The organism is Microvirga zambiensis WSM3693, assembly GCF_016735695.1.
Taxonomy (GTDB): Bacteria; Pseudomonadota; Alphaproteobacteria; order Rhizobiales; family Beijerinckiaceae; genus Microvirga; species Microvirga zambiensis.
In genome coordinates this window covers 44,342-58,204 of record NZ_JAERQD010000022.1, presented here as the reverse complement: position 1 = coordinate 58,204, position 13,863 = coordinate 44,342, and the positions used below count along the sequence as shown (strand labels likewise).

Here is a 13,863-nt window from a genome sequence, read left to right as displayed (position 1 = left end):
GGATAAGAAATCGGCTGAAAATGCGGTGGGACGAGGAGACTATTCGGACAGGTTCAGGGCGGCGCGGACCTTGCGGTCGAGGCCGTAGATATCGTCGAAATGCTTCACCTCGCCCTTGTCGTCGACAGCGAGGGTGAAGTAGGTCAGGTGGACGGGCAGGGGATTGGTGAGGTTCACATAGCGCTCGCCCTTGCCGATGAGCCCGCGCAACTTCTCCTCGGTCCATTTGCCGTCCTTGCCCATGATCTCCTCTGCGAGCTCGAAGGGCTTGTCGACGCGCACGCAGCCATGGCTGAAGGCGCGCTTGCTGGCCGAGAACAGATTGCGGTTCGGCGTGTCGTGCAGATAGACCGCATGCTGGTTCGGGAACATGAACTTCACGAAGCCGAGCGCATTGCGCTCGCCGGGCGGCTGCTGCACCGTGATCCGGTCGCCGCGGCGGATGATCTTGTAGCCCTTGCGCGCGGCGTAATAGGGGTCGGTCGCGAGCGCCGGCAGGATCTCCTTCTTCATGATCGAAGGCGGGATCGTCCAGGACGGGTTCACCACGAGATATTTCATGTTCTCGGAGAAGATCGGCGTCTGAGACTGCTCCTTGCCGACGATCACCCGGGCCTGATGCACCACATTGCGGCCCTCGACCACCTGCAGGCGGAACTCCGGCACGTTCACCATGATGTGACGCTGCCCCAGATCGGCCGGCAACCAGCGCCAGCGCTCCATGTTGGCGATCAGCTCCGACTGACGCTGGGCCACGGACGGGCCCGAGAGAGCCGCCACCGTCTGGGGATTCAGGATTCCGGTATTCGGAAGGCCCTTCTCCTTCTGGAAGGCGGCGACCGCGGAGGCCACGCGCTCGTCATAGACGGTCTGGTTTTTCGAATCCTTCGCGAGGTTGAAGCGCGCGCGGATCAGCGGCACGCGCGGATCCGTCATGCCCACACGCAGGGTCGGGCCCTTGGGCAGGCGCACGCTCGGCTGCGAGGGATGGGTCTCGCGCAGTTTCGCCAGGCGCTCCTTCAGGGCGCGATAGCCGGCATGCTGCGGGTTGTAGGATTCGAGCGCTCCGCCGGCATCGCCGGCGGCGGCGACCTTGCTCAGCACCTCGTCGGCCGCCGGCAGATCGAGCTTCGGAGTCACCAGCGCGGAAAGCCGGGGCAGATCGATGCGCGCCCCGCGGGCATCGCGGGCATAGCGGATCACCGACAGGGAGAGCTTCACGTCGGCCTTGGCCCATTGCGCGGGCGAGGCCTCCTTGCGCAGGCCCCGGTCGGGTAGGGGATAATCGGCGGGATCGAGGCCATCATCGTCGGCGGCTCTCAAACGCTCCATCGCGCCGGAGGCGGCAGGCGACCAGACACCACCCTGCGCCCAGACCAGCGGGCGCTCGGCTTTCGCATAATAGGCGGAGAGCGCTTCCCGGTCCTTGCCGCTCACGCGCATTTCGCGCATGGCGGCGTCGTCCGCGAAAAGCCCGTCGACCGCGATGCGGAAGACGTCCGCCTGCATCAGCGCCGTTACCGGCGCGGCCTCCGGCAGAGGAAGCTGAATCGCCGGAGCCGGCTTCACCGCCGCCGCATCGATGGCGACAGGGGCAGGGTCGATCGCCGGGATCGCATCGGAGGCGAGGTCGGCCCGTGCGGGCGTCTCGACGGCGACGTCGTGGAAGGAAGGCTCCGCGGGCGCATCGGCAAGGACGGGTGCAGAGGAATCGGTCTTCGGGATGCCGGCATCTTCCGCGAGGGCAGAAAGGGGAAGGAGGGAGACCGACCCAAACAAACCGAGCCAAATGGCCGCCTTGCGCAAGTCACGCATGACCTTGCTCCTCATCGCAATGAAAGTGGAGGACAGGAGATTCCTCCATCAAATGAATGTCGTCAGTGTTCGCGCGCACGTTCTGTTACGCTTAACGCGCGAAACGGCCATGCGGCTTCATCGTCTAGGCCAAGTTCTTTCAATTTTCTGTAAAGGGGCGAGCGTCCGATCCCCAGATGCGGTGGTGATCGTCTGCAAAAGCCCCATGGGAGGGGTATGGGGCCGTGGGACGCTTTCGGGAATCGGTCGGACGATGCTGGTCGGGAAAGGGTAAACCGTCCGTTAACGCGGCCTGCCCGCCTTCTGCGGGAATGGGTTGATCCGGAGAGCGCGACGGCCAATATGTGTGGAACGATTTTCCCATCGACCTCAGGCAGGCATTCGCCCGTGACCACTCAGACAGCCTCTCCCTTCTACCATCCGACCAGTGCCGGCACTGCGCAGGCCGAACTCGGGGCCCTGCCCGAATGGAACCTGTCCCATCTCTACCCCGGCATGGACAGCGAGGCGTACAAGAGCGATCTCGCGAAGGCCGAGGCCGAATGCAAGGCCTTTGCCGCCGCCTATCGCGGCAAGCTCGATGAGATGGCGCGGGGCGAGCAGGCCTCGGAGCGGCTCGACGAGGTGGTGAAGCGCTACGAGGCGCTCGAAGATCTTCTCGGCCGCCTCATGTCCTATGCGGGCCTCGTCTATTCCGGCGACACCACCGATCCGGTGCGGGCGAAGTTTTATGGCGACACCCAGGAGCGCCTGACCGCCGCCTCGACCGAACTGCTGTTCTTCGCGCTCGAGCTCAACCGCCTCGACGACGAGGTCATGAACAAGGCCATGAGCGATGGGCCGCTCGCCCATTACAGGCCCTGGATCGAGGACCTGCGCAAGGACAAGCCCTTCCAGCTCGAGGACAAGATCGAGCAGCTCTTCCACGAGAAGTCGGTGACCGGGCGCTCAGCCTGGAACCGCCTGTTCGACGAGACCATCGCGTCCCTGCGTTTCACGGTGCGCGGCGAGGAGCTGCCCATCGAGCCGACCCTGAACAAGCTGCAGGATCCGGACGAGAGCGTGCGCAAGGACGCGTCGGACGCGCTAGCGAAGACCTTCAAGGCCAATCTTCGCACTTTCACGCTCATCACCAACACGCTCGCCAAGGACAAGGAGATCTCGGACCGCTGGCGCGGCTTCGAGGATGTGGCCGATTCCCGCCATCTGGCGAACCGGGTCGAGCGCGAGGTGGTCGAGGCCATGGTCTTAGCCGTGCGCGAGGCCTATCCGCGTCTGTCGCACCGCTACTACGCCCTCAAGGCCAAGTGGTTCAACAAGGACAAGCTCGACCATTGGGACCGCAATGCGCCGCTGCCGAAGGTCGAGCAGCGCACCATTCCCTGGACCGAGGCGAAGGACACGGTGCTCTCCGCCTATTCCGCCTTCTCGCCGCGCATGGCGGACATCGCGCAACGCTTCTTCGACGAGGAATGGATCGATGCGCCGACCCGTCCCGGCAAGGCGCCCGGCGCCTTCGCGCATCCGACCGTGCCATCGGCACATCCTTACGTACTGCTCAACTACCAGGGCAAGCCGCGGGACGTGATGACCCTCGCTCACGAACTGGGCCACGGCGTGCACCAGGTCATGGCGAGCCCCAACGGCGCGCTCATGGCGCCGACGCCCCTGACGCTCGCCGAGACGGCCTCCGTCTTCGGCGAGATGCTCACCTTCCGCCGCCTTCTCGACCAGACCACGAACCCCGTGCAGCGCAAGGCGATGCTGGCGGCGAAGGTCGAGGACATGCTCAACACGGTGGTGCGCCAGATCGCGTTCTACTCCTTCGAGCGCAAGGTGCATATCGAGCGCCGCAACGGTGAACTGACCGCCGACAAACTGTGCGAACTCTGGATGTCCGTGCAGGACGAGAGCTTAGGCCCGGCCATCCGCCTCGGCGAGGGCTACGAGAGCTTCTGGACCTATATCCCGCACTTCATCCACTCGCCGTTCTACGTCTACGCCTATGCCTTCGGCGATTGCCTCGTGAACTCCCTCTACGGAGTCTACGAGCGCTCGAACGAGGGCTTCGTCGACCGCTATTTCGCGCTGCTTTCGGCCGGCGGAACCAAGCATTATTCCGAGCTTCTCGCGCCCTTCGGCCTGGATGCCGGCGATCCGGCGTTCTGGCAGATCGGCCTGTCGATGATCGAGCGGCTGATCGGCGAGCTGGAGGCGATGGAAGCCACAGCGGCGTAAACCTCATGCCCTGAGCAGCGAGCGACTTGCCGCTCAGGGTATCCGAACTAAATCACATAACGATCGCTGTGTGGGGGCCACATCCGGAGGTCGGCCATGGCCGTTCGTACAGGGACTCAGGGCGCAGACCGGTTGAGCGGCACCAGCGCCGCCGATACGATCTACGGCTACGATCCTGGCGCACGAACCCCGTCCACGATAGCGGCCAACGCGATCGCATCAGGACTGGTCAATCCCCTGTACCTGACCTCGGCCCCGGGCAATTCCAACCACCTCTTCATCCTCGAGAAGCGAGGACAGGTGAAGGTCTATGACACCGGCACCGGCCAGGTTCTCGGCACGCCCTTCCTCACCGTGAATGTCGCAACGGACGGAGAACAGGGCCTCCTCGGCCTCGCATTCTCTCCCGATTTCGCGGCGAGCCGGAGGTTCTACGTCTATCTCAGCACGACGGACGGCGATGTGGAGATCCGCGAGTACCAGACGCTGGCCAACAATCCCTTGGTCGCCAATCCGTCCAGCATGAGGCTCATCGACCGGATCGATTACCCGTCTTCCACCAACCATCGCGGCGGGTGGATCGGCTTCGGGCCGGACGGCTATCTCTATGTGGCGACAGGCGACGGGGCGAACGGCGCCAATTCCCAGAGCCTCAACCAGCTCGGCAAGATCCTGCGTCTCGACGTGAGCGGTGATGCCTTTCCCGCTGACGCGACCAGGAACTACGCCTTGCCTGCGGACAATCCGACCGCAATCGACGGGATCTCAGGCAGCGCTGCTGGGAGCGGGATCTATGCGGCGGGCCTGCGCAACCCATGGCGCGCAAGCTTCGACCGGCTGACCGGCGAGCTGTATATCGGCGATGTCGGCCAGAGCTCATACGAGGAGATCGATCTCGGAAGAGCCGGCGCCAATTACGGATGGAGCGTCACCGAGGGGCCTTTCCCGCCCGGATCCTTTCCGAATTTCACGAATCCGATCCACGCCTATGACCGCAGCATCGGTCAGGCGGTGACGGGCGGCTACGTCTATCGCGGGCCGGAGCAGGATTTCCAGGGCACGTATGTCTTCTCGGATTTCGTCAGCCACAAGATCTGGTCTCTCGAACGCGTCGCGGGCTCCTGGTCGTTTACCGATCTGACCGGTCGCGTCGCCGTCGGCGGCGGTCCGATCGGGTCCGTTTCCTCCCTCGGAGAGGACGCATCCGGAAACCTCTACATCGTCGATTACGGCGGCAAGATCTTCCGTCTCGATTTCAGGTCTGCCAGCGGCCCCAATCCCGCCGACGATGCGGCGGACATCCTCAGAGGTGGCAGCGGCAACGATCGGATCTTCGGCGGCGGCGGCAACGACTCGCTCTATGGCGGCACCGGTGACGACAATCTCCGCGGCGGGCCGGGCGCCGATCTCCTGTCGGGCAGCAGCGGCTTCGATTATGCCGATTACCGCGATTCTGCGGGCCGCGTGCTCATCGACCTTGCGAAACGGACGCAGGCCGGCGGCGATGCCTCCGGCGACCGCTTCTCGAGCATCGAGGCCGTGTGGGGCAGCGCGTTCAACGATGTCATGAAAGGGTCCGCGTCCCAGAATATCCTTCGCGGCGGGGGAGGGAACGACAGCCTCGCCGGCGATGCAGGCAACGACCGGCTTTATGGCGATGACGGCCGCGATACCCTTGTCGGAGGTTCGGGCAAGGACTTCCTGTCGGGTGGACAGGGCGCCGACGTGTTCCGCTGGCAGAGCATCGGCTCCGTCGGTCTTTCTCTCGATCGCGTGGATGTCGTGCGCGACTTCAGCAGCAGCGCTCACGATCTGCTGGATCTGGCAAGGGTCGACGCCAACAGCCTCCGCGGCGGCAATCAGGCTTTCACGTTCATCGGCAGGGGCGAGTTCACGGCGGCGGGACAGGTCCGCTATGAGGTTGTGGGATCCGAAGCGCACGTACTTCTGAACATCGATGGCGATAGGGATGCGGACGGCATCATCCGGCTTGACGGCATCCGCAGCCTGAAGGCGGGCGATTTCCTTCTCTGACCACGATGCGCCAGACGCGGAAATGGCGTTGTCCGGCCCGACTCGCTAAACTCGGAAAGTCCCAAGTTGCCCACGACAGAGTTGGAACGCCCATTATGCCGGTGGACACGCATTACGCCAGAAGCGGCGATCTGCGGATCGCCTATCAGGTGGTCGGCAATGGCCCGCTCGATCTCGTGTTCGTCCCGGGCTTCATCTCCAACCTGGATCTCTATTGGGACGAGCCGAACATGGCTCACTTCCTGTCGCGGCTCGGCTCCTTCAGCCGCCTGATCCTGTTCGACAAGCGGGGCACCGGCCTCTCGGACCGCCTCGGCGATCTGCCGTCACTCGAGGAGCGCATGGACGACGTGCGCGCAGTGATGGATGCGGTGGGCAGCGAGAAGGCTGCGCTCTTCGGGATTTCGGAGGGCGGTGCCATGAGCATGCTCTTCGCCGCGACCTATCCGGAGCGGACGCAGGCGCTCGTCCTCTATGGCACCTATGCCGATTTCCACACCTGGGTTCTGCCGCGCGACCGGTTCGAGACCTTCCTGGAGAAGATCGACCGGACCTGGGGGCAGGGCGAGAGCCTCAACGCCTTCGCACCGACGAAGATCGCGGACGAACGCTTCCGGCAATGGTGGGGACGCTTCGAGCGGCTGGGTGCCAGCCCGTCGGCGGTGATCGCGCTCATGCGCATGAACAGCCAGATCGACGTGCGGCACATCCTGCCGACGATCCGCGTGCCGACTCTCGTCCTGCATCGGGAAGGCGACACGCGCGTGAATGTCGAGGGCGGCCGCTATCTTGCCGCCAACATTCCCGGTGCGAAATATGTCGGTTTCCCCGGCATCGACCACCTGCTGTGGGCCAACGATGCGAGTCCCGTCGCCGACGAGATCGAGGAATTTCTCACCGGCACCCACGCGGACAGCGAGCCGGACCGGGTGCTGGCCACGGTGCTGTTCACCGATATCGTCGATTCCACCCGCCGGGCCGAGGAGATGGGCGATCGCGCCTGGCGCGTCCTGCTCGACCGGCACGACCGGATCGTGCGCGGCGAGATCCTCCGCTTCCGGGGTCGGGAGATCAAGACGCTCGGCGACGGGTTTCTCGCGACCTTTGACGGTCCCGCCCGCGGCGTGCGCTGTGCCGGCGCCATCATCGAGGCCCTGCGCGGTTTGAACCTGCAAATCCGCTGCGGCGTCCATACAGGCGAGATCGAGATGAAGGGCGACGATATCGGCGGCATCGCCGTGCATATCGCGTCCCGCATCGCCGCCTTGGCCGATGGCCGCGAGGTTCTCGTGTCGCGCACGGTGCGCGATCTCGTCGCCGGCTCCAACCTGCACCTGGAGGATCGGGGCACCTTCGCCCTCAAGGGCCTGAGCGAAAGCATGCCGCTTTTTGCCGCCGTCGGTGGTCAGAGGCCCTGACGCCGCAGCGGCCTAGCGTTCGGAGCTTCAGGACATATCTTAAGCTCTCCGGTTTCAGAGCAAGAGATCTCACGTCATGGCCGATTCCGACCGCGAAGCGAACCGCTTCTCCGCGCGCGCTGCCCGCTATGCCCGGGTCGGCGCCAATATGGGCGGGGTGGCGGCGCGCATGGCGGGATCGCGGCTCTTCGGCGGCGATGCGCGCGATGCCTCCAACGCGGCGGTGCTGGCCCAGGCGCTCGGCGGACTGAAGGGGCCGATCATGAAGGTGGCGCAGCTTCTCGCCACCATTCCTGACCTCATCCCGCCGGAATATGCCGCCGAGCTGCAGAAGCTGCAGAGCGAGGCACCGCCCATGGGGGCGGCCTTCGTCAAGCGCCGCATGCAGGCGGAACTCGGGCCGCAATGGCAGGGCCGGTTCGGCTCCTTCGACCTCAGCCCCGCCGCAGCCGCCTCGCTCGGTCAGGTTCACCGGGCGAGCACCAAGGATGGCGAGGCCATCGCCTGCAAGCTCCAGTATCCCGACATGCAATCCGCCGTGGAAGCGGATCTGCAGCAGCTCGAATGGGTCTTTGCCGTCCATCGCCGCATGGATCCTGCCATCGACACCCGCGAGATCGCCAAGGAGATCGGCGAGCGGGTGCGCGAGGAACTCGATTATGAGCGTGAGGCCAAGCACGCGGCCCTCTACGCCCAGACCCTCGCCGACGTGGAGGAGGTCCGGGTGCCGCGGGTCCATCCGGAATTGTCGACGAAGCGCCTGCTGTCGCTGGAATGGCTGGAAGGCGAGAAGATCCTGCAGTTCACGGACAGCCTCGTCGAGATCCGCAACCGGCTGGCGGTCGCCATGTTCAAGGCCTGGTGGCATCCCTTCAGCCATGCGGCCGTGATCCACGGCGATCCGCATCTCGGCAATTACACGGTCTTTTCCGAAGGCGGCGAGCCGGGGGGCATCAACCTCCTCGATTACGGCTGCATCCGTATCTTCCATCCGCGCTTCGTCGGCGGGGTGGTCGATCTCTATCGCGGCCTTCAGACCGACGACCGCGCCCGCGTCGTCCATGCCTACGAGACCTGGGGCTTCAAGAACCTGTCGAACGAGCTGATCGACATCCTCAACATCTGGGCCCGCTTCATCTACGCGCCTCTTCTCGACGACCGGGTCCGCACCGTGGCGGACGGGGTGAAGCCCGGCGAGTACGGCCGCCGCGAGGCATTCCGGGTGCACAAGGCGCTGAAGGAAAAGGGGCCTGTCACGGTGCCGCGGGAATTCGTCTTCATGGACCGGGCCGCCGTGGGTCTGGGCGCCGTCTTCCTGCACCTCAAGGCCGAGCTGAACTACCATCGGCTGTTCGAGAACGAGATCGAGCGCTTCTCCCTCGAAAACCTGGAGCGGAAGCAGAAAGAGGCGTTACGCGCCTCCGGTTTACCAAGTCCCGTGTAATGAGGTTGCATCTCGCGCCGTTCGGCCTTAGGGCATGACGGAGGAGTGCATCGTGCGGAAAAGTGGATCCGGTTTTCCGCTCCGGACGATGCTCTCAGCAAGAGAAAAGAGCATCGAATGGATCCCAAAAGTGGAGGCCACTTTTGGGTCCGATGCTCGAGAGGCACCGATGAAGATTGCTTTCGTCCACCAGAACTTTCCCGGCCAGTTTTTGCGCCTGTCCCGGAGCTTCGTCGCCGAGGGGCACGAGGTCGTGGGCCTCGGGATGGTCAAGCAATGCTCGATCCCGGGCGTGAAGTACTTTTCCTACAATGCCGTTCCGGGCCCTGAGGACGCACCCTATCAGAACCGCTATTCCCCCGTCATTCCACGCCTGCGCCGGGCCTATGGCGTCGCGCACCGGGCCAAGGAGCTGGCGAGCCAGGGTTTCGAGCCGGACGTGGTGGTGGTCAATACGGGCTGGGGTGAGAACCTGTTTCTGAAGGACATCTGGCCCAAGGCCCGCCACGTCGCCTATTTCGAATATTATTACCATGCCAAGGGGCAGGATCTGGATTTCGACCCCGAGTTCCCGGTCACCAACGAGGAGGTGATCTGGCGCCTGCGCCTCAAGAACTCCATGCAGCTCGGCGCCCTCGATGCGGCGGATGTCGCCGTGGCGCCGACGCGCTACCAGCGCGACACGTTCCCGGCCTATCTGCGCGACCGGCTCGCCATCATCCACGACGGCATCGACACCCAGCGGCTCCAACCCGACCCCAAGGTCCAAATCCGACTCGGTCAGGACGGGCCGCATCTCACCCGCGACACGCCGGTCGTCACCTATGTGACCCGCAATATCGAGCCGATGCGGGGCGCCCATATCGTCTTCAAGAGCCTGCCCCATCTTCTCGACATCGATCCGGAACTCCGGGTGGTGATCATCGGCGGACGGGGCACCAGCTATTCCGGCTCCGCGCCGGATGGGCAGACCTGGTTCGACGTCTTCAAGGCGCGGATCGAACGGCCGGTCGACTGGTCCCGGGTGCATTTCGTCGGGAACCTGCCCTACGACCAGTTCGTGAAGGTGCTGCAGGTCTCCTCCGCCCATGTCTACATGACCTATCCCTTCGTGCTGTCCTGGTCCTCCATCGAATCCATGGCGCTCGAATGCCGGATCGTGGCCTCGGACACGGAACCGGTGCGCGAGATCATCCAGGACGGGGTCAATGGACGCCTCTTCCCCTTCTTCGACGAGAAGGCGCTCGCCGAGCGGGTGCGGGAAACTCTCGCGGATAAGGACAAGTCCGCCGCGATGGCTGCGGAGGCGCGCCGAATCGCGGTTGCGCAATATGATTACGAGACCGTCTGCCTGCCGCAATGGCGCGAGTTTCTCGGGATCAAATAAGGGCGAAAACCATTCATAAAGTTTTCATTTGGAGCCATTCGAAAGATTGCGGCTCCTCATCTCATGCGCTAAACGCAGCCATTAACACGTGACGCTGAACGGGGCTTGAATCATGGCCGATACAAAACACGCGCCGCATGGGGGCTACAGTCCGGATATGGATGCCCGCACCCATGAGGAGACCTATCAGGGGTTCGTCAGGTTCGCCGAGATCGGGACTGCCGTCATCATCTGCCACGTCCTGGCGCTGGCCGTCGGCGGCATCAAGCATGCCTGGATCACCGCGATCTTCGGCGTCATCCTCTCGCTCGCGGCGGGCGGGCTCGGCGCCATGGCTCCTTCCATCGGCGTGCGTGCTCCGGCTGCCGTCGCCGTCCTTCTTCTCCTGGCGCTCGTCTTCTACTGAGTTGCATGAGATTGTTGACGGAAACGACAAGAGCTTGACCTCAAGCCACTGACCATATCGCAGGGGGACCACAATGCGGATCGCCGTTCTCTCCGAAACCGATGGAGCGGAGACACGCGTTTCCGCTACCCCTGAAACCGTCAAGAAATACAAGAGCCTCGGCGCCGACGTTGTCGTGCAGGCCGGAGCCGGCGCCAAGGCCGGCGTCCCCGACGCCGAGTTCGAGGCGGCGGGGGCTTCGATTGCCGCAAACGCGGCCGGGGCCCTCAAGGACGCGGATGTCGTCCTGAAGGTACGTCGCCCGGCCGAGGGCGAGCTTGCCGGCGCCAAGCCGGGTGCGCTGGTCATCGCCATCATGGACCCCTACGGCCAGGACGCCGCCCTTAAAAGCCTCGCCGACGCCCAGGTGGCGGCCTTCGCCATGGAGCTGATGCCCCGCATCACCCGCGCCCAGGTGATGGACGTGCTCTCCTCCCAGGCCAATCTCGCCGGCTACCGCGCCGTGATCGATGCCACCGCCGAATACGGCCGCGCGCTCCCGATGATGATGACCGCAGCCGGCACGGTGCCTGCCGCCCGCATCTTCGTCATGGGCGCCGGCGTCGCCGGCCTCCAGGCCATCGCCACGGCCCGCCGCCTCGGCGCGGTCGTGACCGCCACCGACGTCCGCCCCGCCGCCAAGGAGCAGGTGGAAAGCTTGGGGGCCAAGTTCGTCGCGGTGGAGGACGAGGAGTTCAAGCAGGCCGAGACCGCCGGCGGCTACGCCAAGGAGATGTCGGCGGAATACCGGGCCAAGCAGGCCGATCTCGTCGCCTCCCACATCGCCAAGCAGGACATCGTCATCACCACGGCCCTGATCCCGGGCCGTCCGGCGCCGAAGCTTGTTTCCCGAGCCATGGTCGAATCCATGAAGCCCGGCTCGGTCATCGTCGACCTGGCGGTCGAGCGCGGCGGCAATGTCGAGCTGGCTCAGGCCGGCGAGGTGGTCGAGCATAACGGCGTGAAGATCGTCGGCCATCTCAACGTGCCCGGACGCCTCGCCGCCACGGCCTCCAGCCTCTACGCGAAGAACCTCTACGCCTTCGTCGAGACGCTGGTGAACAAGGAAACCAAGGCTCTGGCCGTGAAATGGGACGACGAGCTGGTCAAGGCGACCTGCCTGACCCGCGACGGAGCCATCGTTCACACCGCCTTCCAGCCGACCGCTTAACCCGTCCAAGGGGAGGACACCATGGCAACGCTTACGCCCGAACAGGCCGTCGAGCAGGCCCGAGCGGCGGCTGCAGCCGCTCAACGTGCCGCCGATGCCGCCCAGACCATCGCCGATCAGGTCGCCGACGCGGCAGGCGTCGCCGCTGCTGCCGTCACCCACGGGGCCGTCGACCCGACGGTGTTCCGCCTCGCCATCTTCGTGCTGGCGATCTTCGTCGGCTATTACGTGGTCTGGCAGGTGACCCCGGCCTTGCACACCCCGCTCATGTCGGTCACCAACGCGATCTCCTCGGTCATCGTGGTCGGCGCCGTTCTGGCGGTCGGCGTCAACGTCGCGCCGACCTTGGGCGAGGGACCGATCTGGGCGCGGGCGCTCGGCTTCATCGGGCTCGTCCTCGCCTCGATCAACATCTTCGGCGGCTTCCTGGTGACCCAGCGCATGCTCGCCATGTACCGCAAGAAGGGGTGAGGCGATGTCGGCCAATCTAGCCTCGATCCTCTACCTCGTCTCGGGCGTCCTGTTCATCCTGGCCCTTCGCGGCCTGTCGCACCCGACCACCTCCCGGCAGGGCAACCTCTACGGCATGGTCGGCATGGGGATCGCCATCCTCACCACCCTGTTCGTCTCCCCGCCAAGCGGCATCGGCGGCTGGGCGCTGGTGGTGCTGGGCCTCGGCATCGGCGGCGGCATCGGTGCCGTCGTCGCCAAGCGCGTGCCCATGACGGCGATGCCGCAGCTCGTCGCCGCCTTCCACTCCCTGGTCGGCCTCGCGGCGGTGCTCGTCGCTGCAGGTGCGCTCTATGCGCCGCAGGCCTTCGGCATCGGCTCGGTCGGCACCATCCACGGCGGCTCGCTGTTTGAGATGGCGCTCGGCGTCGCCATCGGCGCCATCACCTTCACCGGCTCCGTGATCGCGTTCCTGAAGCTCGACGGGCGCATGTCCGGCAAGCCGATCCTGCTGCCGAGCCGGCATCTCATCAATGCCAGCCTCGGCCTGCTGCTTCTCGTGCTGCTGGTCTTCTTCATCCGCACCGAGAGCCACGCAGTCTTCTGGCTGATCGTGGCGGTCTCCTTCGTGCTCGGCGTGACGCTCATCATCCCCATCGGCGGCGCGGACATGCCGGTGGTGGTGTCGATGCTCAACTCCTATTCGGGCTGGGCAGCGGCAGGCATCGGCTTCACGCTCGGCAACCTCGCGCTCATCATCACCGGCGCGCTCGTCGGCTCCTCGGGTGCGATCCTGTCCTACATCATGTGCAAGGGCATGAACCGGAGCTTCATCTCCGTGATCCTCGGCGGGTTCGGCGGCGAGACGACGTCCGCCGCCGCCGGCACGGTCGAGACCCGGCCGGTGAAACAGGGCTCGGCGGACGATGCGGCCTTCATCATGAAGAACGCGTCGAAGGTCATCATCGTACCGGGCTACGGCATGGCGGTGGCTCAGGCCCAGCACGCCCTGCGCGAGATGGCGGACGAGCTGAAGGCCGAGGGCGTCGAGGTGAAATACGCCATCCATCCGGTGGCGGGCCGCATGCCGGGTCACATGAACGTGCTGCTCGCGGAAGCGAACGTGCCCTACGACGAGGTGTTCGAGCTTGAGGACATCAACGGCGAGTTCCCGCAGGCCGACGTCGCCTTCGTCATCGGTGCCAACGACGTGACGAATCCCGCCGCCAAGACCGATCCGGCCTCGCCGATCTTCGGCATGCCGATTCTCGACGTGGAGCGCGCCAAGACCGTGCTCTTCATCAAGCGCGGCATGGGCTCCGGCTACGCCGGCGTCGAGAACGAGCTCTTTTTCCGCGACAACACCATGATGCTCTTCGGCGACGCCAAGAAGGTCGTCGACTCGATCTTGAAGAACCTCTGATTAGCGATCGGATTCTTGTGAAAATGCCCGGCCATGTG

At 65.0% G+C, this 13,863-nt stretch carries 10 protein-coding genes; 9 read left to right on the top strand and 1 reads right to left on the bottom strand.

The window, feature by feature from the left end; genetic code table 11:
• Positions 1-39: 39 nt before the first annotated feature.
• On the bottom strand, positions 40-1,815 hold the full coding sequence (locus JKL46_RS17680; protein WP_201835302.1) for a L,D-transpeptidase family protein: 1,776 nt from the start codon (positions 1,813-1,815) through the stop codon (positions 40-42).
• A gap of 342 nt (positions 1,816-2,157) precedes the next feature.
• Between JKL46_RS17680 and JKL46_RS17675 the strand changes: the two genes are divergently transcribed.
• The 9 genes from JKL46_RS17675 (at position 2,158) to JKL46_RS17635 (ending at position 13,825) form a co-directional block, all read left to right on the top strand.
• Positions 2,158-4,053: a M3 family oligoendopeptidase gene (locus tag JKL46_RS17675; RefSeq protein ID WP_210381390.1), complete on the top strand. Its 1,896-nt coding sequence runs from the start codon at positions 2,158-2,160 to the stop codon at positions 4,051-4,053.
• 96 nt (positions 4,054-4,149) lie between these two features.
• Positions 4,150-6,087 carry a PQQ-dependent sugar dehydrogenase gene (locus JKL46_RS36335; protein ID WP_201835292.1) on the top strand — a complete coding sequence of 646 codons (1,938 nt, stop codon included), beginning with the start codon at positions 4,150-4,152 and terminating at the stop codon, positions 6,085-6,087.
• Positions 6,088-6,182: 95 nt separating this feature from the next.
• Entirely contained in the window at positions 6,183-7,505 is a 1,323-nt protein-coding gene (locus JKL46_RS17665; protein WP_201835290.1) for an adenylate/guanylate cyclase domain-containing protein, read from the top strand.
• Between the two features lie 76 nt (positions 7,506-7,581).
• Entirely contained in the window at positions 7,582-8,949 is a 1,368-nt protein-coding gene (locus JKL46_RS17660) for an ABC1 kinase family protein (protein WP_201835288.1), read from the top strand.
• A 169-nt stretch (positions 8,950-9,118) separates the two neighbouring features.
• Positions 9,119-10,336: a glycosyltransferase gene (locus JKL46_RS17655; RefSeq protein WP_201835286.1), complete on the top strand. Its 1,218-nt coding sequence runs from the start codon at positions 9,119-9,121 to the stop codon at positions 10,334-10,336.
• Positions 10,337-10,448: 112 nt separating this feature from the next.
• Positions 10,449-10,742 carry an aa3-type cytochrome c oxidase subunit IV gene (locus JKL46_RS17650; protein ID WP_201835284.1) on the top strand — a complete coding sequence of 98 codons (294 nt, stop codon included), beginning with the start codon at positions 10,449-10,451 and terminating at the stop codon, positions 10,740-10,742.
• Positions 10,743-10,815: 73 nt separating this feature from the next.
• Positions 10,816-11,952 (top strand): Re/Si-specific NAD(P)(+) transhydrogenase subunit alpha, encoded by a 1,137-nt coding sequence (locus JKL46_RS17645; RefSeq protein ID WP_201835282.1) that lies wholly within the window; start codon positions 10,816-10,818, stop codon positions 11,950-11,952.
• 21 nt (positions 11,953-11,973) lie between these two features.
• On the top strand, positions 11,974-12,423 hold the full coding sequence (locus JKL46_RS17640; RefSeq protein WP_201835278.1) for a proton-translocating transhydrogenase family protein: 450 nt from the start codon (positions 11,974-11,976) through the stop codon (positions 12,421-12,423).
• A 4-nt stretch (positions 12,424-12,427) separates the two neighbouring features.
• Positions 12,428-13,825, top strand: coding sequence for an NAD(P)(+) transhydrogenase (Re/Si-specific) subunit beta (locus tag JKL46_RS17635; protein WP_201835276.1), 1,398 nt, complete (start codon positions 12,428-12,430; stop codon positions 13,823-13,825).
• Positions 13,826-13,863: the final 38 nt, after the last annotated feature.